General features: G+C 71.7%; 21 protein-coding genes. 6 read left to right on the plus strand and 15 right to left on the minus strand.

Annotated features, from left to right (window positions below; translation table 11 throughout):
• Nucleotides 1-96: 96 nt before the first annotated feature.
• The 10 genes from CFLA_RS09900 to CFLA_RS09945 form a co-directional block, all read right to left on the minus strand.
• On the minus strand, nt 97-537 hold the full coding sequence (locus CFLA_RS09900; RefSeq protein ID WP_013117185.1) for a VOC family protein: 441 nt from the start codon (nt 535-537) through the stop codon (nt 97-99).
• Between the two features lie 96 nt (nt 538-633).
• Nucleotides 634-2739 (minus strand): excinuclease ABC subunit UvrB, encoded by a 2106-nt coding sequence (gene uvrB, locus CFLA_RS09905; protein ID WP_013117186.1) that lies wholly within the window; start codon nt 2737-2739, stop codon nt 634-636.
• A 77-nt stretch (nt 2740-2816) separates the two neighbouring features.
• The gene (locus tag CFLA_RS09910) at nt 2817-3266 is read right to left on the minus strand and encodes a hypothetical protein (protein ID WP_013117187.1); all 450 of its coding nucleotides are present in this window, start codon (nt 3264-3266) and stop codon (nt 2817-2819) included.
• Nucleotides 3267-3445: 179 nt separating this feature from the next.
• Complete coding sequence (coaE, locus tag CFLA_RS09915) at nt 3446-4075, minus strand: dephospho-CoA kinase (RefSeq protein WP_013117188.1); 630 nt, start codon at nt 4073-4075, stop codon at nt 3446-3448.
• A 154-nt stretch (nt 4076-4229) separates the two neighbouring features.
• On the minus strand, nt 4230-5708 hold the full coding sequence (gene rpsA / locus CFLA_RS09920; protein WP_013117189.1) for a 30S ribosomal protein S1: 1479 nt from the start codon (nt 5706-5708) through the stop codon (nt 4230-4232).
• A 199-nt stretch (nt 5709-5907) separates the two neighbouring features.
• Nucleotides 5908-6933, minus strand: coding sequence for a 6-phosphofructokinase (locus CFLA_RS09925; RefSeq protein WP_013117190.1), 1026 nt, complete (start codon nt 6931-6933; stop codon nt 5908-5910).
• Between the two features lie 143 nt (nt 6934-7076).
• Complete coding sequence (locus CFLA_RS09930) at nt 7077-8798, minus strand: ABC transporter ATP-binding protein (protein WP_013117191.1); 1722 nt, start codon at nt 8796-8798, stop codon at nt 7077-7079.
• Between the two features lie 2 nt (nt 8799-8800).
• A complete protein-coding gene (locus CFLA_RS09935) occupies nt 8801-9742 on the minus strand; it encodes an ABC transporter permease (protein ID WP_013117192.1) in 942 nt (313 codons plus the stop codon).
• Nucleotides 9739-10743 carry an ABC transporter permease gene (locus CFLA_RS09940; RefSeq protein ID WP_013117193.1) on the minus strand — a complete coding sequence of 335 codons (1005 nt, stop codon included), beginning with the start codon at nt 10741-10743 and terminating at the stop codon, nt 9739-9741. The genes CFLA_RS09935 and CFLA_RS09940 overlap by 4 nt, the downstream gene beginning before the upstream one ends.
• A 16-nt stretch (nt 10744-10759) precedes the next feature.
• A complete protein-coding gene (locus CFLA_RS09945; RefSeq protein ID WP_013117194.1) occupies nt 10760-12430 on the minus strand; it encodes an ABC transporter substrate-binding protein in 1671 nt (556 codons plus the stop codon).
• Nucleotides 12431-12556: 126 nt separating this feature from the next.
• Here CFLA_RS09945 and CFLA_RS09950 point away from each other — a divergent pair, with 126 nt between their 5' ends.
• Nucleotides 12557-13381 (plus strand): class I SAM-dependent methyltransferase, encoded by an 825-nt coding sequence (locus CFLA_RS09950; RefSeq protein ID WP_013117195.1) that lies wholly within the window; start codon nt 12557-12559, stop codon nt 13379-13381.
• On the opposite strand, the gene CFLA_RS09955 is transcribed toward CFLA_RS09950, so the two are convergent.
• The 3 genes from CFLA_RS09955 to polA all read right to left on the minus strand — a co-directional run bounded on the left by CFLA_RS09955 (nt 13382) and on the right by polA (nt 18343).
• Nucleotides 13382-15040: a solute symporter family protein gene (locus CFLA_RS09955; protein ID WP_013117196.1), complete on the minus strand. Its 1659-nt coding sequence runs from the start codon at nt 15038-15040 to the stop codon at nt 13382-13384.
• Entirely contained in the window at nt 15037-15405 is a 369-nt protein-coding gene (locus CFLA_RS09960; protein ID WP_013117197.1) for a DUF485 domain-containing protein, read from the minus strand. The genes CFLA_RS09955 and CFLA_RS09960 overlap by 4 nt, the downstream gene beginning before the upstream one ends.
• Before the next feature lie 211 nt (nt 15406-15616).
• Entirely contained in the window at nt 15617-18343 is a 2727-nt protein-coding gene (gene polA / locus CFLA_RS09965; RefSeq protein ID WP_013117198.1) for a DNA polymerase I, read from the minus strand.
• A gap of 18 nt (nt 18344-18361) precedes the next feature.
• On the opposite strand from polA, the gene CFLA_RS09970 reads away from it, so the two are divergent.
• Nucleotides 18362-18763 carry a hotdog fold thioesterase gene (locus tag CFLA_RS09970; RefSeq protein ID WP_013117199.1) on the plus strand — a complete coding sequence of 134 codons (402 nt, stop codon included), beginning with the start codon at nt 18362-18364 and terminating at the stop codon, nt 18761-18763.
• Here the strand turns inward: CFLA_RS09970 and CFLA_RS09975 are convergent.
• The gene (locus CFLA_RS09975; protein ID WP_013117200.1) at nt 18679-19359 is read right to left on the minus strand and encodes a GNAT family N-acetyltransferase; all 681 of its coding nucleotides are present in this window, start codon (nt 19357-19359) and stop codon (nt 18679-18681) included. The genes CFLA_RS09970 and CFLA_RS09975 overlap by 85 nt on opposite strands.
• Before the next feature lie 369 nt (nt 19360-19728).
• Between CFLA_RS09975 and CFLA_RS09980 the strand changes: the two genes are divergently transcribed.
• Genes CFLA_RS09980 through CFLA_RS09995 form a run of 4 tightly spaced genes read left to right on the plus strand, consistent with a single transcriptional unit; the run spans nt 19729 to nt 23892 of the window.
• Entirely contained in the window at nt 19729-21117 is a 1389-nt protein-coding gene (locus CFLA_RS09980; RefSeq protein WP_013117201.1) for a branched-chain amino acid ABC transporter permease, read from the plus strand.
• A 15-nt stretch (nt 21118-21132) separates the two neighbouring features.
• On the plus strand, nt 21133-22119 hold the full coding sequence (locus CFLA_RS09985) for a branched-chain amino acid ABC transporter permease (RefSeq protein ID WP_013117202.1): 987 nt from the start codon (nt 21133-21135) through the stop codon (nt 22117-22119).
• Complete coding sequence (locus CFLA_RS09990) at nt 22109-23056, plus strand: ABC transporter ATP-binding protein (RefSeq protein WP_013117203.1); 948 nt, start codon at nt 22109-22111, stop codon at nt 23054-23056. Before CFLA_RS09985 ends, CFLA_RS09990 begins: the two co-directional genes overlap by 11 nt.
• Entirely contained in the window at nt 23053-23892 is an 840-nt protein-coding gene (locus CFLA_RS09995; RefSeq protein WP_013117204.1) for an ABC transporter ATP-binding protein, read from the plus strand. Before CFLA_RS09990 ends, CFLA_RS09995 begins: the two co-directional genes overlap by 4 nt.
• Nucleotides 23893-23977: 85 nt before the next feature.
• Here the strand turns inward: CFLA_RS09995 and CFLA_RS10000 are convergent, their stop codons facing one another.
• Nucleotides 23978-25261, minus strand: a complete 1284-nt coding sequence (locus CFLA_RS10000) for an ABC transporter substrate-binding protein (protein ID WP_043598975.1) — start codon at nt 25259-25261, stop codon at nt 23978-23980.
• Nucleotides 25262-25448 lie beyond the last annotated feature (187 nt).

Genomic DNA, 25448 nt, shown 5'->3' on the forward strand with positions numbered 1-25448 from the left:
GGCAACGCTGGCGACCGTGATGACGATGACGTCGTGGGGAGTACTCCCCTCCGCGGAGAACTATAGGTGACACCGCGGGCGCCGCCAGCCGGCGTCTCACACCAGGCAGAACTCGTTGCCCTCAGGGTCCTGCAGCACGATCCAGTACCCCTGCTGCTCGTCGTCGACCTCGCGCACACGCGTCGCGCCGAGCACCTCGAGCTGCGCCGCGCGTGCCCGGATGCCGTCGCGGTCGGGCGGCCCGCCCCGGCGGGTGGGCACCCCGGGGAGCCCGACGTCGAGGTGCAGCCGGTTCTTCACGGTCTTGCCCTCGGGCACCTTCTGCAGGAAGAGCCGCGGGCCGACGCCCTCGGGGTCCACGATCGCGTACGCGTCGTTCCACCGCTCCTCCGGCAAACCCCAGGCACGCAGAGTGTCCTGCCAGGTGGCGAAGCCCTCGGGCGGCGGGTCCTCCACGTACCCGAGAACCTCCGCCCAGAAGGCCCCGACCGCGCGGGGGTCGTGAGCGTCGAGCACGATCTGCAGCCTGCGGTCCATCGGGTCTCCCGGCAGTCGATGCGGTGGCGTCCGGCACGAGTGGCGTGCCGCGCGTCGTTGTCCGGTCCGGCGGTGCCGTGCCGGGCACCGGCGGCGTCAGGCGGTGGCCGCCTGCATCTGGCGCAGTTCCTTCTTCAGTCCGGAGATCTCGTCGCGCAGCCGCGCGGCGAGCTCGAACTGCAGCTCGCCCGCCGCCGCGTGCATCTGCTCGGTGAGCTGCTGGACGAGATCGGCCAGGTCGTGCGCGGCCGCGCCCGCGAGCCGCGTGCGCTCGTCACCTCCGGACGGTCGCGACCCGAGGCCCGGCACGGGGGCCTTGCCGCGGCTCGCCTGGCGACCCGCGCCGCCCAGCAGCTCGGCGGTGTCGGCGTCCTCGCGCGCGAGCATGTCGGTGATGTCGCCGATCTTCTTGCGCAGCGGCTGCGGGTCGATGCCGTGCTCGAGGTTGTACGCGATCTGCTTCTCGCGGCGGCGGTCGGTCTCGTCCAGCGCCTGCCGCATCGCCGGCGTCACGGTGTCCGCGTACATGTGCACCTGGCCCGAGACGTGACGGGCGGCGCGACCGATCGTCTGGATCAGCGACTTGCCCGAGCGCAGGAACCCCTGCTTGTCGGCGTCGAGGATCGCCACGAGCGACACCTCGGGCAGGTCGAGGCCCTCGCGCAGCAGGTTGATGCCCACGAGCACGTCGTACTCCCCCAGCCGCAGCTCGCGCAGCAGCTCGACACGTCGCAGCGTGTCGACCTCCGAGTGCAGGTAGCGCACACGGACGTCCTTCTCGAGGAGGTAGTCCGTGAGGTCCTCCGACATCTTCTTGGTGAGGGTCGTCACGAGCACGCGCTCGTCGCGCTCGACCCGGTCGCGGATCTCGCCGAGCAGGTCGTCGATCTGCCCCTTGGTCGGCTTGACGACCACCTGCGGGTCCACGAGGCCGGTCGGGCGGATGATCTGCTCGACGACACCGTCGGCCATCGACAGCTCGTAGTCCCCCGGCGTCGCCGACAGGTAGACGGTCTGGCCGATGCGTTCGACGAACTCCTCCCAGCGCAACGGTCGGTTGTCGATCGCGCTGGGCAACCGGAAACCGTGGTCCACGAGGGACCGTTTACGGGACATGTCCCCCTCGAACATCGCCCCGATCTGCGGCACGGTGACGTGCGACTCGTCGATGACGAGGAGGAAGTCCTCCGGGAAGTAGTCGAGGAGCGTGTTCGGTGCGGAGCCGGGGGCTCGCCCGTCGATGTGGCGCGAGTAGTTCTCGATGCCGGAGCACGAGCCGATCTGCCGCATCATCTCGATGTCGTACGTGGTGCGCATCTGCAGGCGCTGCGCCTCGAGCAGCTTGTTCTGCCGCTCGAGGTCGGCGAGCCGCTCCTCGAGCTCGGCCTCGATCCCGGCGATCGCGCGCTCCATGCGCTCGGGCCCGGCCACGTAGTGCGTCGCGGGGAAGACGTGCATCTGCTGCTCCGACCGCACCACGTCACCCGTCAGCGGGTGCAGCGTCGCGATCGCCTCGATCTCGTCACCGAAGAACTCGATGCGGATCGCGAGCTCCTCGTACACCGGGATGATCTCGACCGTGTCGCCGCGCACCCGGAACGTCCCGCGCGTGAACGCCATGTCGTTGCGTGTGTACTGCATGGTGACGAACTTGCGGAGCAGCTGGTCCCGGTCGACCTGGTCGCCGACGGCCAGGGTCACCATGCGGTCGACGTACTCCTGCGGCGTTCCGAGGCCGTAGATGCAGGACACCGTCGAGACCACCACCACGTCGCGGCGCGTGAGCAGCGAGCTCGTCGCCGAGTGCCGCAGCCGCTCGACCTCCTCGTTGATCGAGGAGTCCTTCTCGATGTAGGTGTCCGACTGCGCGATGTACGCCTCGGGCTGGTAGTAGTCGTAGTACGAGACGAAGTACTCGACCGCGTTGTTCGGCAGCAGCTCACGGAACTCCGTGGCGAGCTGCGCGGCGAGGGTCTTGTTGGGAGCCATGACGAGCGTCGGACGCTGCAGCTCCTCGATGAGCCAGGCGGTCGTCGCCGACTTCCCGGTCCCGGTGGCGCCGAGCAGCACGACGTCCTTCTCGCCGGCGCGCACGCGCGCCGCGAGCTCCTCGATCGCCGTGGGCTGGTCCCCGCTCGGGGTGTACTCGGACACCACCTCGAACGGCGCGACGGTCCGCTGCAGGTCGGTGACGGGGCGCATACGACCACGGTACGTCGCACCACCGACATCGACCGCGCGCAGCCCGGCGGACCCGGGGCCCGCGGGGCGCGGACGACCTACCAGTCGCCGCTGAACGACACGTGGGCGGCCGGGTCGGCCCGCTGGAGCATCCCGGAGTACTTGTCCATGAAGTCGCGGTATGCGGTGAAGCCGACGATCTTGCGCTTCGCCATCGGCACCATCTTGCTCATGCCACCGGACTTCACGACGTAGGTCGTGATGGTGGTGCGCACCGTGACACGGCCCACCGCTCGGTCCACCTCGACGTCGAAGTGGAGCACCGGCTCGGTGCTCTCACGCGTCATGTCCCGGATGGAGACCTCGACCTTGTTGGCGGTGCGCTCGCCGACGCGCAGCCACCCGCTCTCGTCCTCGACCGCGGCCGCAGCCGCCTGGACGAGATCGAGCACCTGGGTCGCCGAGAGCACACCCGTGGCCACCGACATGGAGGCCTTCGACTGCAGCGGGCGCGCCTCCCACCCACTACCGACCGATTGGAGTGCCATCGTTCCTCCGGCTCCGTTGCCGCGGGTCGCCCATTGCCACCCGCCGGACGCGCGCTGTTCCCGCGTCCATCCGAGTGATCGGCGCTTGCACGCTACTCCTCGCGTGGACAAGCGTCCAATTCACTCGTTCGGGTGTGAGCTACTCCCCAGTACGGAGGACCTAGGTCCTGCAGGGCACATCACGACGCGTCGGCTGCCCGTTCGTCGGCCTGCTCGACGGCGAGCCGCTCCCAGAGCTCGTCGACCTGGCGCACCAGGTCGGCGTCGCTCCCCGTCCCGTCGAGCACGACGTCCGCCGCCGCCAGCCGTTCCTCGTCGCGTGCCTGCGCCGCCACGCGCGCCTCGGCGTCGGAGCGCAGCATCCCGCGCAGCCGCACCAGCCGCTCGACGCGCAGCACCGCGGGCGCGTGCACGACCACCACCACGTGGAAGTCCTTCTCCTGCCCGGTCTCGACGAGCAGCGGGATGTCGTGCACGACGACGGCGCCGGCGTCGCGCGCGGCCGCCGCCGCCTCGATCTCGGCCGCGAGCCGCCGGACGACGGGGTGCACGATCGCGTCCAGCCGAGCGCGCGCGTCGGGGTCCGGGAACACCACCCGCGCCAGGGCGGGCCGGTCCAGCATCCCGTCGGCGTCGAGGACCTCGGAGCCGAACTGCGCGACGACCTGCGCCAGGCCCGCCGACCCCGGGGCCACGGCCTGCCGCGCGAGCACGTCGGCGTCGACCACCACCGCACCCAGCTCGTCGAACCTGCGCGCGGCAACGGACTTGCCCGCCGCGATGCCCCCGGTCAGCCCGATCCTCTGCATCGCCCCATCGTCGCCCCCTGCACGCGCCCGCGCTACCGCCCCGGCCCGTCGGGCACCTGGCGCAGCCGTCACGCTCGCCGGGGACGCCGACGGCCGGCCACCCCGGAGGGTGACCGGCCGTCGCGTGGACCGGTGCGGGCGGACCCGCGCGGTGTCAGTTGCCGGTGAGCTTCTCGCGCAGCGCGGCGAGCGCCTCGTCCGACGCGAGGGTGCCGGTGGCCTCCTCGCTGGCCGACGAGTACGTCGAGGGCACCGGGCCGCTCGAGGCGGCGCCGGACTCCGACGTCGACGCCTCGAGGTCGGCCTGCGCCGCCGCGGCGACCTGCTTGCGGTGCGCCTCCCAGCGCTCGTGGGCGGCCGCGTACTGGGCCTCCCACGCCTCGCGCTGGGCCTCGAAGCCCTCGAGCCACTCGTTCGTCGTCGGGTCGAAGCCCTCGGGGTACTTGTAGTTGCCCTGCTCGTCGTACTCGGCCGCCATGCCGTACAGCGCGGGGTCGAAGTCGTCCGACTCGGGGTCGAAGCCCTCGTTCGCCTGCTTGAGCGACAGCGAGATGCGGCGACGCTCGAGGTCGATGTCGATGACCTTGACGAACACGTCGTCGCCGACCTGCACGACCTGCTCCGGGATCTCGACGTGGCGCACGGCCAGCTCCGAGATGTGGACAAGGCCCTCGATGCCGTCCTCGACGCGCACGAACGCACCGAACGGGACGAGCTTGGTGACCTTGCCGGGCACGACCTGGCCGATGGCGTGCGTCCGGGCGAACGCCTGCCACGGGTCCTCCTGCGTCGCCTTCAGCGACAGCGAGACCCGCTCGCGGTCGAAGTCGACCTCGAGCACCTCGACCGTGACCTCCTGGCCGACCTCGACGACCTCGGACGGGTGGTCGATGTGCTTCCAGGACAGCTCGGAGACGTGCACGAGCCCGTCCACGCCGCCCAGGTCGACGAACGCGCCGAAGTTGACGATCGAGGACACGACACCGGGACGGACCTGGCCCTTCTGCAGGGTCTGCAGGAAGGTCGAGCGCACCTCGGACTGCGTCTGCTCGAGCCACGCACGCCGCGACAGCACGACGTTGTTGCGGTTCTTGTCGAGCTCGATGATCTTCGCCTCGATCTCCTTGCCGACGTACGGCTGGAGGTCGCGGACGCGACGCATCTCGACGAGGGAGGCCGGCAGGAAGCCGCGCAGGCCGATGTCGAGGATGAGGCCGCCCTTGACGACCTCGATGACGGTGCCGGTGACGACGCCGTCCTCCTCCTTGATCTTCTCGATCGTGCCCCACGCCCGCTCGTACTGCGCGCGCTTCTTGGACAGGATCAGCCGACCCTCCTTGTCCTCCTTCTGGAGGACGAGGGCCTCGACCGCGTCGCCGACCTTCACGACCTCGCCGGGGTCCACGTCGTGCTTGATGGACAACTCGCGGGAGGGGATGACGCCCTCGGTCTTGTAACCGATGTCGAGCAGGACCTCGTCGCGGTCGACCTTGACGATGGTGCCCTCGACGATGTCGCCGTCGTTGAAGTACTTGATGGTGGCGTCGATCGCGGCGAGGAAGTCCTCGGCCGAGCCGATGTCGTTCACCGCGACCTGCGGGCTGGCGGGCTTCGCGGGGGTGGAGATGCTCATGTAGTGGTGGGCTCCGATGCGGACAGGAAGTAGAGCGGACAGGGATGGTCCGTGGCACGGGCGCCACGGCTCGTACTGCGCCCCGGGCGCCCTCCCGACGCCGTGGGCGCGCGGGGGGAGAACGAGGATGGGTGCGCACGAGGACGCGCGGCACCGCCGTCCACCCTATCGGGTGGCCGGCCGCACAGGCAAAGGGGCGTCAGGCCAGCGCGCGCGCCACGGTCAGCAGGTCCTGCGGCACGTACTTGACCTTGCCCGCCACCTGCGACAGCGGCACGAGCACGACCTCCTCGCCGCGGATCGCCGTCATGACGTTGGTCGTGCCGGCCGTCACCGCGTCGATCGCTGCGACCCCGAAGCGCGAGGCGAGGATGCGGTCGGCCGCGGTCGGGATGCCGCCGCGCTGCGTGTGCCCCAGCACGGTGACGCGCGTGTCGAAGCCCGTGCGCTGCTCGATCTCGACCTTGAGCCGCTCGCCGATCGCGCCGGCGACGATCTCGCCGAACTTGCCGACCTGCGTCTCGTAGTGCATCGAGGTGCCCTCGGCCGGCACCGCGCCCTCGGCGACGACGACGATCGAGAAGCTCGCGTGCGCACGGTGGCGGTGCTTGAGGAACTTCTCGATCCGCGTGATGTCGAACGGCTCCTCGGGGGCGAGCACGAGCTCGGCGCCGCCTGCGATGCCCGACGTGACGGCGATCCACCCCGCGTGCCGGCCCATGACCTCGACGATCATCACGCGGTTGTGCGACTCGGCGGTCGTGTGGATCCGGTCGATCGCCTCGGTGGCGATGCTCACCGCGGTGTCGAAGCCGATGGACGCGTCGGTCGCCCACACGTCGTTGTCGATGGTCTTGGGGATGCCGACGACCTTCACGCCCGCCTCGGCCACCTTGCTCGCGGCGTTCAGCGTGCCGTCGCCGCCGATGCAGATCAGCGCCTCGATGCGTTCGGCCTCGAGCGTGGCCAGCGCGGCCTCCAGGCCGCCGTCCGACGCGTGGGGGTGGTACCGCGCCGTGCCCAGCAGCGTGCCACCGGTCGGCAGCACGTTGCGGATGTCGCGGCGCGACAGCGGCATGACGTCGCCGTCGACGACGCCCTTCCACCCGTTGCGGAAGCCGATGATCGAGTGTCCGTGCTCGCCCTCCCCCCGCTTGACGACCGCACGGATCGCGGCGTTCAGGCCGGGGACGTCACCGCCACCGGTCAGCAGACCGACTCGCACGCTGGAGCTCCTCGTTCGCAGGGGTCACCCCCGCCAGGTGCGTGGGGGCCGGCGCGCTCCGACGCGCACCGGCGCCCACCCTAGCCACCCCGGCGGGCCCCGTGGTGCACCTCAGGTCCCGGTCGGGACCGTCCCCGACCTGCTCAGGCGGACCGACCGAGGTCAAGGTCCCGACCAGGGATGGCGTCGAGCAGCGTCCGCGTGTACTCCGTGCGCGGGGCGTCGAACACGTCGTCGACGGTCCCGTGCTCGACGACGCGGCCGGACTGCATGACGACCACCTCGTGCGCGATCTGCCGCACGACGGCCAGGTCGTGGCTGATGAAGACGTACGTCAGGCCGAGCCGCTCCTGCAGGTCCGCCAGCAGCTGCAGGATCTGCGCCTGCACGACCACGTCCAGCGCCGACACCGCTTCGTCGCACACGACGAGCTCGGGGTGCAGCGCCAGCGCCCGGGCGATGGCCACGCGCTGACGCTGACCGCCGGACAGCTCCGCGGGGTAACGGCGCAGCAGGTCGTGCGGCAGGGCGACCTGGTCCATGAGGTCGCGCACCCGGGCCCGCCGCTCGAGCCGGTCCCCCGTGCCGTGGGCGCGCAGCGGCTCCTCCACGGTGCGATACACGGTGAACAGCGGGTCGAGGGACGCGTACGGGTCCTGGAAGATCGGCTGGACCCGGCGGCGGAACGCCACCTCCGCCGCGCGACCCCGCCCGCCCACGTCCTCGCCGTCGAAGCGGATGCGCCCCGACGTCGGCTCGAGCAGCCCCAGCATCATGCGCGCGAGCGTGGACTTGCCCGACCCGGACTCCCCCACGACCGCCAGCGTCCGGCCCCGAGGAACGGCGAGGCTGACGTCGTCGACGGCGGTGAACGGGGTCGAGCGCCCCAGCAGCCCGCGCCCGCGCACGGGGAACACCTTCGTGACGCGCTCGACCTCCACCACCGGGGGCGTCGTGGCCCCCTCGGCGGCGTGGGCAGGTGCGGTCGGCACGTCGCCGTCGGCCGCGCCCGCGACGTCGCCCCGGTGCCGCGCGAGCTCGATGCGACGCGACGCGAGCGACGGCGCCGCAGCGAGCAGGCGGCGGGTGTACTCGTGCTGCGGGTCGGTGAGCAGGCTGCTGGCGTCGCCCTGCTCGACGACCTCCCCCTGGTACATGACCACGACCTTGTCGGCGCGCTCGGCCGCGAGGCCCAGGTCGTGCGTGATGAGCAGCACGGCGACGCCCAGCCGGTCGGTGAGCCCGGTGAGGCCGTCGAGGATCGTGCGCTGCACCGTGACGTCGAGGGCCGAGGTCGGCTCGTCCGCGATGAGCAGCTGGGGACGCGCCGCAAGACCCATGGCGATGAGGGCGCGCTGGCGCATGCCGCCGGAGAACTCGTGCGGGTACTGCCGTGCGCGCGCGACGGCGTCGGGCAGGCCCGCCTCGGTCAGCAGCTCGACGCTCCGCTCCCGCACGCCACGCCCGCGGACCACGCCGTTGTCCTCGAGGGTCTCGTCGACCTGAGCGCCCACGCGGCGCACGGGGTTGAGGTTCGACATCGGGTCCTGCGGCACCATGCCGATCCGGGTGCCCCGCAGCGCGGCGACGCCGTCGGGCCCGAGCGCGACGAGGTCCTGGCCGTCGAACAGGATCTGCCCTCCGGTCACCGCGCCGTTGCCCGCGAGCAGCCCGATCACGGCGGCTGCGGTGGTGGACTTGCCGGACCCCGACTCCCCCACGACCGCGACCGTCTCGCCCGGGTGCACGTCGAACGAGACCCCTCGCAGCGCGGTCGCCGGCCCTGCCTCGGTGCGGAACGTGACCTCGAGGTCACGGATGCTCAGCAGCGGCGCGCCGGCGTCGTTCTCGGGTGCGCTCGTCACGCTCACCGCCTCCTCGATCGTGGGTCGAGCGCCTCACGCAGCGCCTCGCCGAACAGCGTGAAGCCCAGGGCCGTCACGGAGATGCACACGCCGGGCCACAGGGCGAGCCGCGGCGCGATCTCGAGCTCGTTCTGCGCCGCGACGAGCATGCGCCCCCACTCCGCCGTGGTCGGCGAACCGCCGCCCAGGCCGAGGAACGACAGCGCTGCCGCCTCGATGACCGCGGTCGCCAGCAGCAGCGTCGCCTGCACGATGACGGGCGACACGCTGTTGGGCAGCACGTGGCTCATCGTGACGGTGCGCCGCGACAGCCCGAGCGAACGCGCTGCCAGCACGTAGTCCTGCCCCATCTGCGCGAGCATCGAGCCACGGAGCAGCCGTGCGAACACCGGCACCTGCACGACACCGATCGCGATGACGACGGCCGACGGGGTCTGGCCCGCGATCGCCGCGATCGACACCGCGAGCAGCAGGCTGGGCACCGCGAGCATGAGGTCGACCAGCCGCATCGCGGCGGAGTCCACCCCACCGCCGAACGCGCCGGCGAGCAGCCCGACGAGCATGCCGCCGGCCAGCCCGAGCAGCGTCGCCAGGACGCCGATGAGCAGGGAGGCCCGCGCGCCCCAGATGAGCTGGGACAGCACGTCGGCGCCGTACCGGTCGAGACCCAGCGGATGGTCCGCAGACGGGCCGGGGATGAAGGTCGGGCGCACGTCCGCCCGTCCCGGCAGCTCACCGGCGCCGTACGGGGCGAGCACGGGTGCGAGCAGCGCCACGAGCACGAACGCCACGACGATCGCGACGCCGAGGATCGCGGCGGGGTTGCGGGCGAGCCGGCGCGCCGCGACGCGCCACAGCGCCTCGCCCGCGCGGCGGTCCTCGGCCAGCGCCTCGCCGCCATCCACGGGAGGCTGCGGGACCTCGTACACCTCGGGTGCGCTCATCGCGTCCTCATCCTCGGGTCGATCAGGCCGTACGACACGTCCACCGCCAGGTTCACCAGGGCGTAGACCACGGCGATGAGCAGGATGAAGCCCTGCAGCACCGCGTAGTCGAGGTTGAAGACGGCGTCGGCGAGAAACTTGCCGATGCCGGGGAACGCGAAGACGGTCTCGGTGAGCACGGCGCCGGACAGCAGCAGACCCACCTGCAGGCCGATCGTCGTGGACACCGGCAGCATCGCGTTGTGCAGGATCACGCGGCTGCGCACGTGCGCGGGTGACAGGCCCTTGGCGCGCGCGGTGCGCACGTAGTCGGCGTGCTGCACGTCGATGACGGAGGCGCGCGTGATGCGCGCGATGATCGCCAGCGGGATGGTGCCGAGCGCGAGGGCGGGCAGCACGAGGTGCAGCAGCGCGTCCCAGCTCGCGTCCCACTCGCGTGTCATCAACCCGTCGAGCACGTAGAAGCGCGTCGGGTGCGTCGCGATCATCGCGGGGTCCTGCCGCCCGCTCGACGGGAACCAGCCGAGCTGCACCGCGAAGAGCCACTTGAGCAGGAACGCCAGGAAGAACACGGGGACCGTCACGCCGAGCAGCGACGTGACGACGGCGACGTGGTCGACGAGGCGCCCCTGCCGCCGCGCGGCGAGGTAGCCCAGCGGGACGCCGAGGCCGACGGCGACGACGAGCGCGACGAGCGACAGCTCGACCGTCGCCGGGAACCGCGCCCAGAACTCGTCGAGCACCGGCCGCCCGGTGCGGGTCGAGACGCCGAAGTTGCCCTGCAGGAGCTGGCCGAGCCACTGCACGTACTGCTGCGGCAGCGGCCGGTCGAAGCCGTAGAGCTGGTTGATCCGCTCCACCGCCTCCGGGGTCGCGCGCTCCCCCAGGAGGGCCGTCGCCGGCCCTCCCGGGAGGGCGCGCACCCACAGGAACAGCAGGACCGACAACCCGAGGAGGGTCGGGACGAGCAGCGCGAGGCGCCGCAGGATCAGTCGGGTCATCGGTGGGTGGAGCTCCTCAGCTGCCGAGGGTGATCACGTTGTAGACCTCGTCCTGCACCGGCGAGGCCGGGTAGCCCTGGACGTCGGCCTTGAACGCGAGCGACGGCACGGGGTGCGCCAGCGGGACGCCCGGCAGGAAGTCGAGGATCGCGGCGTTCGCCGCCTCGTAGGCCTCCTGCTGCGCGTCGATGTCCGCGACGTACCGGGCGTCGTTGATCGCCTGGAACAGCTCGGCGTTGTCGAAGCCCCACTCGTTCGACGGACCGCCGAAGAACACCCCGATGAAGTTGTAGGTGTCGTTGTAGTCCCCGGTCCACCCGAGCAGGTGCAGCCCGTGGTCCGACCCGCCCTGGATCTTGTCGAGGTACTCCGGGTTCCACGGGTCCGGCACGGCGTTCACGGTGATGCCCACGGCCTCGAGGTCGGCGGTGATCGCGGTGAACACCTGCTCGGGCGTCGGCATGTACGGCCGTGACACGTTGGTCGGGTAGTTGAAGTCGATCGTGAGGTCCGGCTTCCCGGCCTCCGCGAGCAGCGCGCGCGCCTTGTCGGGGTCGTACTCGTACGTCGTCACGTCGGCGTTCCAGCCCGCGACCGACGGCGGCACGAAGTTCGTCGCGACCTCGGTGCCCTCCGGCAGCGTCTGCGCGACGAGCGCCTCCTTGTTGATCGCGTGCGCGATGGCCTGGCGGACCTTGAGGTCGGCCAGGTCGGGGTTCGCCTGGTTCATGCCGAGGTACAGCACGTTGAACGGCTCGCGGTCGACGATCTGGAAGCCGGCCTCCTCGAGGGCGACGACGTCGGCCGGGCCGACCAGGTCGTAGCCGTCGATGTCACCGGCCTGCAGGGCCTGCCGGCGCGCGGTCGCGTCCGAGATGATCGGGAACACGATGCGCGTGATCTGGCCCTGCTCGCCCCAGTACTCGTCGTAGGCCGAGAGCACGACCTCCTCGCCCGGGCTCCACGACTCGAAGACGTAGGGCCCGGTGCCTGTCGGGTGGCTCGTGGCGTACTCGGGCAGCACCGGCGCCTCGCCGTCGCCCGTCACGCCGTCCGCGTCGTACTCCTGCAGCGCCGTGGGTGACTGCATGGAGAAGGCCGGCAGCGACAGCGCCGAGACCAGCTCCGGCAGCGGGGAACGCAGGCGGATCACCGCGGTGCCGGCGTCGGGTGCCTCGCACGACTCGTACTTGCCCGTGCCGTCGAGGCCGGCGACGTCGCTGCTCGCGAACCCGCCGTTGACCTTCTGCCAGTAGTAGGACAGCGACTCGGACTGCAGGACGCCCGTGAAGTTGTTCCACCGCTCGAAGTTGAAGCACACGGCCTCGGCGTCGAACGGGGTGCCGTCGTGGAACGTCACGCCCTCCTTGAGGTCGAAGGTGTACTCGAGACCGTCGTCGCTGACCTCCCACGACTCGGCGAGCAGCGGCGCGGGGTCGGCCGTGCCGGGCTCGACGCCGACGAGTCCCTCGAAGATCTGGCGCGCCACGCGGAACGACTCCCCGTCGCTCGCGAACGCCGGGTCGAGCGACGCCGGGTCTCCGGACGCCGCGAAGATGAACGTGCTGCGGCCACCGCCGCTCGTGCCGTCGGAGCTCGCGTCGGGGTCCCGGTCGCTGGCCGCGCACGCGGTCAGGGCGAGCCCCGCCGCGAGGCCGCCCGCGACGATCTGCCATCTGGTCCTCACAGCTGCCACCTCTCGTCTGGGCGTGGTCGTGCACCGCGCCTCACGCCGAACCGGGTGAACGCTAGGCGCGGCGTGTCACGCGGTTGTTACGCACCGGTACGGACTGGGCACCGACAGACTGGCACCATGCCGGACGAATCGCCCGACGACGCGCTGGCCGCGGCCGGGTACCGCGAGGTCCCCGACACCCAGGGCGGACGCGCCGCCCGCGGCTGGTGGGACGCCAACGCGCAGGACTACCTCGACGAGCACGGGGACTTCCTCGGCCCGGCCGACCTGCTGTGGTGCCCGGAAGGGCTGCGCGAGTCGCAGGCCCGCCTGCTGGGCGACGTGCGCGGCGCGCGCGTCCTCGAGGTCGGCGCCGGCGCCGCGCAGGGCACCCGCTGGCTGCGGGGCGAGGGCGTCGACGCGGTCGCGACCGACGTCTCCGGCGGGATGCTCGCCGCTGCGGCGCGCCTCGACGCGGCCACCGGGACGCGCACGCCGCTGGTGCAGGCCGACGCGCGCGCCCTGCCGTTCGCCGACGCGTGCTTCGACGTGGTGTTCACCGCATTCGGTGCGCTGCCGTTCGTGCCGGACCCCGACCGCGTGCACGCCGAGGTGGCGCGCGTGCTGCGACCCGGCGGGCGGTGGGTCTTCTCGGTGACCCACCCCGTGCGGTGGGCCTTCCCCGACGACCCGGGGCCGGCGGGCCTGACGGCGACCCGCTCCTACTTCGACCGGCGCCCCTATGTCGAGCAGGCCGCCGACGGACACGTGCTCTACGCCGAGTACCACCGCACGGTGGCCGACCACGTCGCCGACGTGGTCACGGCAGGGTTCGTGCTGGACGGCCTCGTCGAGCCCGAGTGGCCCGCCGGGCACGACCGGGTGTGGGGCGGCTGGGGGCCGGTGCGCGGCGCCCGGTTGCCCGGGACGCTCGTGGTGCGGGCGCACCGGCCCCCCTCCTGACTAGTGCACCGAGGCCTTCTCGGCCCCGGCACCCGTGAGCGAGCGGACCTCCATCTCGGCGAACTTCTCCGGGTGCGGCTGCTCCTTGGACAGCAGCGTCCCGACGATCCCGAGCAGGAACGCGAGCGGGATCGAGATGATGCCCGGGTTCTCGAGAGGGAAGATCGCGAAGTCGATGGACGTGTCGCGGATCATCGACAGGCTGGCACCGGTGGTCGGGTCGACCTTGCCGGACACGACCGGCGAGAAGGCGATGAGCAGCACGCACGAGATGAGCCCGCCGTACATGCTCCACAGCGCGCCGGCGGTGTTGAACCGCTTCCAGAACAGCGAGTAGATGATCGTCGGCAGGTTGGCCGACGCGGCGACCGCGAAGGCGAGGGCCACGAGGAACGCGACGTTCTGGCCGTTGGCGAAGATGCCGCCGACGATGGCCAGACCACCGATGACCAGCACCGTGATCCGCGCGACGCGCACCTCGCCGTCGGGGGCGACCTGCCCCTTCTTGATGACCGACGCGTAGATGTCGTGCGCGAACGACGCCGCGGCGGTGATCGTCAGGCCGGCGACGACCGCGAGGATCGTGGCGAACGCGACGGCCGAGATGATGCCGAGCAGGAAGACCCCGCCGAGCTCGTAGGCGAGCAGGGGTGCCGCCGAGTTCGCCTTGCCGGGCGAGGCCATGATCGTCTCCGGGCCGACGATCGCTCCGGCGCCGTAGCCCAGCACGAGCGTGAACAGGTAGAAGATCCCGATGAGCCAGATCGCCCAGACGACCGAGCGCCGGGCCTCCTTGGCGGACGGCACCGTGTAGAAGCGCATGAGCACGTGCGGCAGACCGGCCGTGCCGAGGACCAGCGCGAGGGCCAGCGACAGGAAGTTGAGCTGCGTCAGGGCGGACGCGCCGTACTGCTTGCCCGGCTCGATGAGCTTGCTGCCTTCCTCGCCCCCGGCGTCGATCGCGCCCTGCAGGAGCGCCGACAGGTCGAACCCGTACCTCGCGAGCACCCAGATCGTCATGATCCCGGCGCCCGCGATGAGCAGGATCGCCTTGATGATCTGCACCCAGGTGGTGCCCTTCATGCCGCCCACCAGGACGTAGAGGATCATCAGCGCGCCCACGACGGCGATGACCAGACCCTGGCCCGCGACACCGTCGATGCCGAGCAGCAGCGCGACGAGGCCGCCCGCGCCGGCCATCTGCGCCAGCAGGTAGAAGAACACGACCGCGAGCGTCGAGATCGCTGCCGCGAGGCGCACCGGGCGCTGGCGGAGCCGGAACGACAGCACGTCGGCCATCGTGAAGCGCCCGGTGTTGCGCAGGAGCTCCGCCACGAGCAGGAGCGCCACGAGCCACGCGACGAGGAACCCGATGGAGTAGAGGAACCCGTCGTAGCCGTAGATCGCGATAGCGCCGCAGATCCCGAGGAACGACGCGGCGGACAGGTAGTCGCCCGCGATCGCGGTGCCGTTCTGCGGACCGGTGAAGGAGCGACCGGCCGCGTAGTAGTCGGCGGCCGTCTTGTTGTTGCGCGACGCGCGGAACACGATGACGAGCGTCACCAGGACGAACGCACCGAAGATGGCGATGTTGACCACGGGGTCCCCGACCTGCCCGCCGTCGGCGGTCGCTGCGAGGACGACGTCGTAACGGCTCATGCGGGGCTCCCCTCACCGCGACGCGACGCGTCGCCGTCGATGAGCGCACCGTTCTCGATGTGCTCGCGCAGGTTCTCGGCGACGGCGTCCTGCTTCTGGTTGGCCCACCGCGCGTACGTCATGGTGATGACGAACGTCGAGACGAACTGCCCGAGGCCGAACAGCAGACCGACGGTGATGTTCCCGCTGACCCGCTGGCTCATGAAGTCGGGCGCGTAGTTGGCGAGCAGGACGTACAGGAAGTACCACGCGAGGAAGAACGCGGTCATGGGGAAGACGAAGTTGCGGAACCTGCGCCGCAGGTCCTGGAACTCGGGGGATCGTTGGACGCGCTGGTAGTCGGTCTCCGTGGCGCTGTCGGACACGTGCACCTCCACTGGGCCGGACGGCGTCGTCGCCGTCAGGGGGACCACTGTGGCCTAGGTCACCCCGACTTTTCCAGACATCCGGGCACGAAACTTCGTCGGCGTGTCGGCGGGCGCAACCAGAGTCACGCGATCCGGTGACCCGCCGCGCCGTCGCCGGTGGCGCCGTGTGGTGCGCGCGCGCCCGCCGCGCCGAACTTCCCCGCGCTCGTCAGTGCCCGGCAGCGTGCCAGCTCTCGCCGACGCCCACGGAGACGTCGAGGGGGACGTCCAGCGGGCCGTCGGGCAGGCCGCTGCCCGCCGCCGCCATCTGCGTCCGGACGAGTTCCTCGACCTCCTCGCGCTCACCCTCGGCGACCTCGAGCACCAGCTCGTCGTGCACCTGCAGGAGCATCCGCGAGCGCAGCCCCCGACGGGTGAGCTCACCGTCGACGCCGAGCATCGCGACCTTGATGAGGTCCGCCGCGCTGCCCTGGATCGGCGCGTTGAGCGCCATGCGCTCGGCGGCCTCGCGACGCTGGCGGTTGTCGCTCGTGAGGTCCGGAAGGTAGCGGCGTCGGCCGAGGACCGTCGCGGTGTAGCCCGTCGCGCGGGCCTGGTCCACGACGCCGGTCAGGTAGTCGCGCACGCCGCCGAACCGCTCGAAGTAGTCCGTCATGAGCGCCGCCGCCTCCGACACCTCGATCGCGAGCTGCTGCGAGAGCCCGTACGACGACAGGCCGTACGCCAGGCCGTAGCTCATCGCCTTGATCTTCGACCGCATCGTCGGTGTGACCTCGTCCGTGGGCACGCCGAACACCCGCGAGCCCACGTAGCTGTGCAGGTCCTCCCCCGAGCGGAACGCCGCGATGAGCCCCTCGTCGCCCGACAGGTGCGCCATGATGCGCATCTCGATCTGGGAGTAGTCGGCGGTCAGGAGCGTCGCGTAGCCGGGGCCCACGACGAATGCCCGGCGGATCTGCCGGCCCGCGTCGGTGCGGATCGGGATGTTCTGCAGGTTCGGGTCCGCCGAGGACAGCCGGCCGGTCGCCGCGATGGTCTGCTGGAACGTCGTGCGGATGCGACCGTCGTCGGCGACGGACCGCAGCAGCCCCTCGACCGTCTGGCGCAGCCGGATGGCGTCGCGGTGCGCCAGCAGGTGCTCGAGGAAGGGGTGCCCGGTGCGCGCGAACAGGTCGGTGAGGGCGTTGGCGTCCGTCGTGTAGCCGGTCTTGATGCGCTTGGTCTTCGGCATCCTGAGCTGGTCGAACAGCACCTCCTGGAGCTGCTTCGGCGAGCCGAGGTTCACCTCGCGGCCGATGACCGCGTACGCGTCGGCGGCCGCCCCCTGCACCTGGCCGTCGAACTCGCGCTCGAGTCCCGAGAGGTACGCGTGGTCGATCGCGATGCCGGTGCGCTCGAGGCGGGCGAGCACGGCCTGCAGCGGGAGCTCGAGGTCCGACAGCAGCGTCGTGGCCCCACGATCGGCGACCTCACCGCCGAGGACGTCGACGAGGTCCCGCACGGCAGCGGCCCGCACGGCGGCCCGGCGACCCTCGTCGGCCCCGTCCACCTCGAGGTCGAGCGCGCCCTGGCCGGCCGACGAGCCGTCGTCGCCACCGAGCTCGCGGCGCAGGTAGCCGATCGCGAGGTCCGGCAGGTCGTACGCGCGCCGGTCCGGCTGGCACAGGTACGCCGCCAGCTCGGTGTCGAACGTGACGCCCTCGAGGTCCAGGCCGCGGCCCGCGAGCGCGTGCGACGCCTCCTTGGCGGCGTGCAGCGCCTTGGGTCGCTGCGGGTCCGCCAGCCAGGCGGCGAGAGCCGTCTCGTCCGCAGGGTCGATCGCGGTGAGGTCGTAGGCCACGGCCTGACCGGCACCGTCGGCGACCGCGACGCCCCACGCGTCACCGCGCCCCGGGGCGCCCGTTCCGCGCACGTCGAGGCCGAGGACCTGGTCGACGCGCGCGTCCAGCCAGGCACCGAGACCGCCCACGCCCGTCTCGACGAGGTCGAGCGCCGCGACGGTCGCGACGCGCTCGTCACGGGACTCGTCCGGGAGCATCGCGAAGAGCCGGTCCCGCAGCGTGCGGAACTCGAGCTCGTCGAGCATCTGGTGCAGGGCCGCCCGGTCCCACGGGCGGACCGCGAGGTCCTCGGGTCCGAGCGGCAGGTCGAGGTCGGTCCGCAGCTCGTTGAGCTCGCGGTTGAGCGCGACCTGCGCGAGGTTCGCGCGCAGCGACTCGCCGGCCTTGCCGGTGATGCGCTCGGCGTTCTCGAGCACGCCGGCCAGGCCGTCGTACTGCGTGATCCACTTGGCGGCCGTCTTGGGGCCGACGCCGGGGACGCCGGGCAGGTTGTCGCTCGTCTCCCCCACGAGCGCGGCGAGGTCCGGGTAGCGCGCGGGCGGCAGACCGTACTTCGCCTCGACCGCCTCGGGGGTCATGCGCGACATCTCCGACACGCCCCGCACGGGGTACAGGACGGTGACCTGCGGCCCGACCAGCTGGAACGTGTCACGGTCGCCCGAGCAGACGAGGACCTCCATGCCCTGCTCGCCGGCCTGGGCCGTCAGGGTCGCGAGGATGTCGTCGGCCTCGAAGCCGGGCTTGTCGAGCACCTGCACGTGCATCGTCGCGAGGAGCTGGCGGATGACGTCGACCTGGCCGCGGAACGGCTCGGGCGTCGCGGAGCGGTTGCCCTTATAGGACTCGAGCCGCTCGGTGCGGAACGTGGTGCGCCCGGCGTCGAACGCGACCGCCACGTGCGTCGGCTCCTCGTCGCGCAGCAGGTTGGCGAGCATCGAGGTGAACCCGAACACCGCGTTCGTCGGCTGCCCGGACGACGTCGAGAAGTTCTCGACCGGCAGCGCGAAGAACGCGCGGTAGGCCATCGAGTGCCCGTCGATGAGGAGCAGGCGCGGGGTCGTCGAGGTGCTGGTCGCTGGCTGGTCGGCACTCACGGTGCCAACCTATCTGCCATGTCCGACAACCCTCCCGCCGTGCCCGTGGCCGGCACCCTGGCCGACCGCATGGGCGTGCAGGTGACCGTCGTCGCCGCCGACCGCGCGACCGGCACCATGCCCGTGGCCGGCAACACCCAGCCCTACGGCCTGCTGCACGGCGGCGCGTCCGCGGCGCTCGCCGAGACCCTGGGGTCGCTGGCGGCCGCCGCGCACGCGGGGCCGGGACGGATGGCGGTGGGGATCGAGCTGAACGCGACCCACCACCGATCGGCCCGCACGGGCGTCGTCACCGGCACGGCGCGCGCCCTGCACCTCGGGCGGACGCTGGCGTCCTACGAGGTCGTCGTGGAGGACGCCGACGGGCGACGGGTATGCACCGCGCGACTCACCTGCATGCTCATGGACGCACCGGCCTGACGGACGGCCTCGAGCTCGCCGGCCGCCCGCGCCCGTGCACGGCGGCGGCGGGCGATGAGGTCCTCCAGACCGCGGGCTCCGGGACGCAGCGCCGGCACCTGGACGTCGAGCGCGAGACGCCGCTGCAGCGCCGTCGTGCTGACGACGCGGTGCGCCGCAGCGGGCGCGAAGCCGAGACGCGCGAGGAACCGCTGCATGCCGCGGGACCCGGGCAGCGGTGCGGCGTACACGTCGTCGGCGCCCGCGGCGTCCGCCGCCTCCGCCACGGCGTGCAGGAGCGCGTGGCCCAGGCCACGGCGTCGGTGCTGTGGCCTGACGTAGACCGCGTCGAGACTGAGGACCGCCGCGGCGGCGAGCGGTCCGGGGCCCAGCACGCGGCACAGCGCGAGACCCGCCGGCTCGCCGTCGCAGGTCGCGACCAGAGCGACCCCCTCCGGCACCGACGCCAGGGCCGAGAGCTGCTCGCGCAGGCGGGCGCGGTCGTCCGTGCACAGCTGACGCCCTACACCCGACTCCGCCCGTGCGAGCAGGCAGAGGTCGACGAGGTCCTCGAGGTCGGACGACGACGCGCGTCGGACGTGGACACCTGGCCGCACTGCGGGCCTCCCGGGGACGAGAGCTGGATCATCGGCCGCGCGGTCCCCCGGTCCGTGCGTCCTACGTCGATGATGGACCAGCAGGGCCGCGCTGCCTAGTGGGCACCGTCGCACGTCCTGATGAACCGGGACGAACCGCCCGCGCGCACGGCGCTCGGGCACCGAACGGTATCGATCGGCCGGGAACCCTCGCGTCGGCGTAATGAACAGGACACAATCCCTCCCTATCGTCTGCTGACCGGTGGGCGAGCGCTCACCGACCCGTGCGGCGACCACGTTGCCCGTGCCCGACACCTCAGGACGGAGGTCCCCGTGCGACCAGTCGCATGCCGCGACCGAGCCGTCGCCCTGCGACGTGGAGGTGCCGGCGTGCTGCTGGCCCTCCTGACCGCCCTGTCGACGCTCGTCGGCGGCGGGGCGGCGCACGCGGCGACAGACCCCTGCAGCCCGGACGACGCCACCGCGTGCCTCAACGTGACGGTCACCGTCCCGGGCGCCGGACCTGCGCCCGGCGTCGCGCTGCGCGTCGAGGGCGGCGACACCCCCGTCGACGCGACCACCGACGACGCGGGCAAGGTGTCGGTTCCCCTGACCGCCGCGGGGGACTACACCGTGACGGTGGACGAGGCGACGCTCCCGGCCGGCACGGTCCTCAAGGACCCGGCCGCCAACCCGGTCGTCGTCACCGTCGCTCTGGGCCGCTCCGCCGGTCGCATCGTGCAGGCCGTCAGCCCCGAGCAGGCCGGGGCGTCCACCCCCGACCCCGCGGAGACGGGCGCCGACCCGTCGGCGAGCCCGGCCGCCGACGGCGGCGCCGCGGCGGGTGCCGACGACGGTGCGGAGGCCGAGGCCGGCGCGGAGGCGTCCGCCGGACCCGGCACCAACCGGTACGCGCAGCTCGTGCTCGCCGGCACGATCTTCGGCGTCCTGCTGGCGCTCGCGTCGCTCGGCGCCAACCTCATCTACGGCACCACGGGCCTGTCGAACTTCGCGCACGGCGAGCTCGTGACCCTCGGCGGCATGACGGCATTCCTCGCCGTGCAGCGCTGGGGCCTGCCGCTCTGGCTCGCGATCGTCGTGTCGACGGTCGCCGGCGGCCTCGTCGGGTGGCTGCTCAACCAGCTGATCTTCGCGCCGCTGCGGCGCCGCGGCGTGGGCGTCACGCAGCAGATGATCGTGACGATCGGCCTCTCGCTGGCGATGCTGTCAGGCTTCCTGTTCGCGTTCGGCGCCCGGCCCGCGCCCATCGTCTCGGGCATCTCCCAGCGTATGCAGATCGGGCCCGTGCAGATCTCCGGCCAGTCGCTGGTGTCGGTGGGCATCGCGGTCGTCGTGCTCACCGCCGTCGCCGTGGTGCTCTCGCGCACCCGCCTGGGTCGTGCGACGCGCGCCGTGTCGGACAACCCGGCGCTGGCGGCCGCGACCGGCATCAAGGTCGAGTCGGTCATCAGCCGCGTGTGGGTCGTGTCCGGCGGGCTCGCCTCGCTCGGCGGCGTGCTGCTCGCGCTGTACCTCAACACGACGCGCTTCAACTTCGGGTCGACGCTGCTGCTGCTGATGTTCGCGGCGATCACGCTCGGCGGACTGGGCTCCCCGCTCGGCGCCGTGCTGGGTGCGCTCGTCATCGGCCTGGTCGTCGAGCTGTCGACCCTCGTGCTGCCGAGCGACATGCGCTACGCGAGCGCGCTCGTGATCCTCATCCTCGTCCTGCTGCTGCGACCGCAGGGCATCCTCGGGCGCGCCGAGCGCATCGGTTAGCGGGAGGTCGCCGACATGGACTACGGACAGCTCTTCACGAACGTCCTCAACGAGATGCTGGGGCCGACCGCGATCGCGTACGCGCTCGCCGCGATCGGTCTCAACATCCACTTCGGCCTCACGGGCCTGATCAACATGGGCCAGGCCGGCTTCATGCTGCTGGGCGCCTACGGCTTCGCCATCGCGACGATCCAGGGCGCGCCGCTGTGGCTCGCCTTCGTCGTCGCGATCGTCGCCGCCGTGGTCTTCGCGCTGCTGCTCGGCCTGCCCACGCTGAAGCTGCGCGGCGACTACCTCGCGATCGTCACGATCGCCGCCGCCGAGATCGTCCGCATGATCGGGCGCTCCACGGCCCTGACCGACGTGACCGGCGGCTCCGAGGGCCTGACGGGCAACGCGTTCAAGGGCACGTTCCAGGACGCGTCCCCGTTTCCCGACGCGCGCTGGTCGCTGGGGCCGATCACGCTGGCGACCAACACCTCCAACTCGTGGTGGCTGCGCATCGTGGGCTGGTCGCTCGTGCTGCTCGCGTGCCTCCTGGTCTGGCGGCTCGTCCGCAGCCCGTGGGGCCGCGTCCTCAAGGGCATCCGCGAGGACGAGGACGCCGTGCGCTCCCTCGGCAAGAACGTGTACGGCTACAAGCTCCAGGCGCTCGTCCTGGGCGGTGTCTTCGGCGCCCTCGGCGGCATCGTGTTCGTCCTCGCCAGCTCGGTGCAGGCCGACTCCCTCGGCCGGCCCGTCACGTTCAACACGTGGACGATCCTGCTGCTCGGCGGTGCCGCGACGGTGTTCGGCCCGGTTCTCGGGTCGCTGCTGTTCTGGGGCGCGCTGGTCTTCGTGCGCGGCTTCCTGCGCGGCGTCGTGCCCGCCGACGTCCTGTCGGTCCAGCAGATCGAGCAGATCGGATGGATCCTCGTGGGCGTCACGCTGATGCTGCTCATCATCTTCCGCCCCCAGGGCATCCTGGGAGACAAGAAGGAGCTCGCGATCAATGCCCGCTGAGCACGTCGTCGAGCAGGCCAGGAACGCGCTGGCCGACGTCCCCCGCGCCCCCGGCGCCCGCAAGCCGGACTCCCTCCTCGTCGCGGACGGCGTCCGCCGCAGCTTCGGCGGCGTCAACGCCGTCGACGTCGAGCACGTCGAGGTCCAACGACACGTGATCACGGCGCTCATCGGCCCCAACGGCGCCGGCAAGACCACGTTCTTCAACCTCATGACCGGCTTCGACAAGCCGGACACCGGCTCCTGGGTCTTCGACGGCACGCCCCTGGCCGGTGTCGCGGCGTCCCGCGTCGCGAAGGCCGGCATGGTGCGGACCTTCCAGCTCACCAAGGCGCTCGCCCGCATGACCGTCCTCGACAACATGCGCCTCGGCGCGCGCGACCAGCCGGGCGAGGGCCTGTTCACCGCGCTCGTGAAGCCACTGTGGGCGTCGCGCGAGCGGGAGATCACCGACAAGGCGATGTCGCTCCTCGAGCGCTTCAAGCTCGACGCGAAGAAGGACGACTTCGCCGGGTCCCTGTCGGGCGGTCAGCGCAAGCTGCTCGAGATGGCGCGGGCCCTGATGTCGGACCCGCAGCTCGTCATGCTCGACGAGCCGATGGCTGGCGTGAACCCCGCGCTCACGCAGTCCCTGCTCGGCCACATCACCGATCTGCGGGACTCCGGCACCACCGTGCTGTTCGTCGAGCACGACATGCACATGGTCCGCCACATCTCCGACTGGGTCGTCGTCATGGCCCAGGGCAGGGTCGTCGCGGAGGGCCCGCCGTCCGAGGTCATGGCCGACCAGGCCGTCATCGACGCCTACCTCGGCGCGCACCACGACACGGATCTCGGCGACGACGCTCTGCTCGACGAGGGCGGCGTCATCGACGCCGACGCGGAAGCCGAGGCCGATGCCGAGCTGGCACCCGACGCTGAGGAGAAGGCCCAGTGACCGAGACCGCCGCGCCCACGCTGCACCGCGGGGCCCCCGCCGGCGAGCCGCTGCTGCACGCCGACGCACTCGTCGCCGGGTACCTGCCGGGCGTCAACATCCTCAACGAGTGCTCGCTCGTGCTGCACCCCGGCGAGCTGGTCGGCATCATCGGCCCGAACGGCGCCGGCAAGTCGACACTCCTCAAGGCGCTCTTCGGGCTCGTGCAGATCCGTGAGGGGAGCCTGAGGCTCGCCGGCGAGGAGATCTCCAACCTGCGCGCCGACGCGCTCGTGCAGCGCGGCGTGGGCTTCGTGCCGCAGACGAACAACGTCTTCCCGAGCCTGACGATCGAGGAGAACCTGCAGATGGGCGTCTACCAGACGCCCCACAAGTTCGCCGAGCGGCTCGAGGTCGTCCTCTCGCTGTTCCCCGAGCTGACGAACCGCCGCAAGCAGCGCGCCGGCGCCCTGTCCGGCGGCGAGCGGCAGATGGTCGCCATGGCGCGCGCGCTCATGCCCGAGCCCTCGGTGCTGCTGCTCGACGAGCCCTCCGCGGGGCTGTCGCCCGTGCGGCAGGACGAGGCCTTCCTGCGCACACGCCGCATCAACAAGGCGGGTGTGTCGGTCGTCATCGTCGAGCAGAACGCCCGACGAGCGTTGCAGATCTGCGACCGCGCCTACGTCCTCGACCAGGGGCGCAACGCCTACTCCGGCCCCGGACGTGAGCTCATGCACGACCCGAAGGTCATCGAGCTGTACCTCGGCACCCTGGCCACCGACGTCGACGCGGCACGCGCCGCCGAGCAGGGCCGGGGCGCGACGCCCACGACCGACGAGGTCTCCCCCTCCGCCTGACCTGCACGCCCCGCACGGACTGCACGGACGACGAGAGCCCCGGAGCCGATGGCTCCGGGGCTCTCGCGGACGTCAGGCCGGCAGGTCAGCCCTGCGGGACCTCACCCTCCTCGGAGCGGTTGAACGTGTACTCGTTCTCCGGGCCGAACTGGTAGATGCCGATGAACGCCGACGACGGGTCGTTGGCGTCGTTGAACGGTCCGACACCCGAGACCGCCTGGTAGGCGATGTCCTGGCCGTCCTCCACGAGCGCGGAGCACTCCTCCCAGCCGGTGCACTCCTCGCCCCCGTCGGCACCGGAGACGGCCGCCATGTTGGCCTGGATCGTCTCGCCGTCGGACGCGCCGCCCTTGAGTGCAGCGAGCGCGACGAGCATCGTCGCGTCGTACGCCTCGGGGCCGTAGGAGTAGTCCTTCAGCTCGGGGTCGACCTCGAGCATGCGACCCTGGAACTCTTCCGAGGGGTACGCGCCGGGCAGCGTGCCCTGCGCGTTCTCGAGCGTGCCGGCCGGGAAGCCGACGTCACCCTCGACACCGAAGTTCTGCAGGTTGCCGTCGACGAAGTACGTCTTGCTCATGTCCCAGCCCTGGGCGACGAGCTCGCGCACGATCGCGGGCGTCTGGTCCGTGAACGCGAGGATCGCGATGGCGTCCGGGCCCGCGGCGATGGCGTCCGCGACGATCGTCGCGAAGTTCGTCTCGGCCGGGTCGAACTCCTGGCCCGCCGTGCCGTAGACGACCGTGCCGCCGGCCTCTGCGACGACACCCTCGACGACGTCGCGCAGCGAGGTCCCGTAGGAGTCGTTGAACACGAGGATGCCCACGTTGCTGGCCCCGTCGCTGACGATGAGGTTGCCGAGCACGTCGCCCTGGACCGTGTCCGGCGGTGCGGTGCGGAAGTAGAAGTCGGAGTACCCCGACAGGTCGGTCGCCGTGTTGGCCGGGGAGACCTGGACGATCCCCGCGCCCGTGATGTCGTCCACGATGTTCTTGGTGACGGACGAGGACGCCGCACCGATGATCGCCGACACACCCGCGGAGATGAGCTCCTGCGCCGAGGCCGTCGCGACCGACGCGTTCTGCGCGTCCGACGAGTCCGTGTGCAGCACCTCGACGTCGGCACCGAACAGGCCGCCCGCGTCGTTGATCTCCTTCACCGCGAGGTCCACGCCCGCGATCTCCGGCGGACCGAGCTGCGCGAGGGAGCCGGTGACGGGGAGGATCGTGCCGACCTTCAGCGGCTCACCGCTGGCCTCGCCGCCGGTCCCGCCGTCGCCGGGGTCCTCGGAACCGCTGCTGCAGGCGGTGAGCGTCAGCGCGACCACTCCTGCGACCGCCAGCGCACGTCCTGCACGTGTCGAACGAATCATGCGTGTGGTACCCCTCTGTGAGCCCTGCACGACCGCGGCCCGGGGGCGGGCCACGGCGATGTGGCGCGAACGTACTCATGGTTTGTGTCCGCCATGTGAATGGCAATGTCTCGCCACCATGTCGTTGTGCACTTGTGACCTCGGACGCAGCGAGCCCGCACCGACCGGGAGGTCGGTGCGGGCTCGT

Origin of the sequence: Cellulomonas flavigena DSM 20109, assembly GCF_000092865.1 — a bacterium.
Taxonomy (GTDB): Bacteria; Actinomycetota; Actinomycetes; order Actinomycetales; family Cellulomonadaceae; genus Cellulomonas; species Cellulomonas flavigena.

What these genes read in the sequence shown, in the direction of transcription:
- CFLA_RS09955 (WP_013117196.1), bottom strand. Translation starts at nt 15,040, where the DNA reads ATGAGCCGTTACGACGTCGTCCTCGCAGCGACCGCCGACGGCGGGCAG.
- uvrB (WP_013117186.1), bottom strand. Translation starts at nt 2,739, where the DNA reads ATGCGCCCCGTCACCGACCTGCAGCGGACCGTCGCGCCGTTCGAGGTG.
- CFLA_RS09910 (WP_013117187.1), bottom strand. Translation starts at nt 3,266, where the DNA reads ATGGCACTCCAATCGGTCGGTAGTGGGTGGGAGGCGCGCCCGCTGCAG.
- CFLA_RS09935 (WP_013117192.1), bottom strand. Translation starts at nt 9,742, where the DNA reads ATGAGCGCACCCGAGGTGTACGAGGTCCCGCAGCCTCCCGTGGATGGC.
- CFLA_RS09990 (WP_013117203.1), top strand. Translation starts at nt 22,109, where the DNA reads ATGCCCGCTGAGCACGTCGTCGAGCAGGCCAGGAACGCGCTGGCCGAC.
- CFLA_RS09950 (WP_013117195.1), top strand. Translation starts at nt 12,557, where the DNA reads ATGCCGGACGAATCGCCCGACGACGCGCTGGCCGCGGCCGGGTACCGC.
- CFLA_RS09985 (WP_013117202.1), top strand. Translation starts at nt 21,133, where the DNA reads ATGGACTACGGACAGCTCTTCACGAACGTCCTCAACGAGATGCTGGGG.
- CFLA_RS09900 (WP_013117185.1), bottom strand. Translation starts at nt 537, where the DNA reads ATGGACCGCAGGCTGCAGATCGTGCTCGACGCTCACGACCCCCGCGCG.
- CFLA_RS09970 (WP_013117199.1), top strand. Translation starts at nt 18,362, where the DNA reads ATGTCCGACAACCCTCCCGCCGTGCCCGTGGCCGGCACCCTGGCCGAC.
- rpsA (WP_013117189.1), bottom strand. Translation starts at nt 5,708, where the DNA reads ATGAGCATCTCCACCCCCGCGAAGCCCGCCAGCCCGCAGGTCGCGGTG.
- coaE (WP_013117188.1), bottom strand. Translation starts at nt 4,075, where the DNA reads ATGCAGAGGATCGGGCTGACCGGGGGCATCGCGGCGGGCAAGTCCGTT.
- CFLA_RS09940 (WP_013117193.1), bottom strand. Translation starts at nt 10,743, where the DNA reads ATGACCCGACTGATCCTGCGGCGCCTCGCGCTGCTCGTCCCGACCCTC.
- CFLA_RS10000 (WP_043598975.1), bottom strand. Translation starts at nt 25,261, where the DNA reads ATGATTCGTTCGACACGTGCAGGACGTGCGCTGGCGGTCGCAGGAGTG.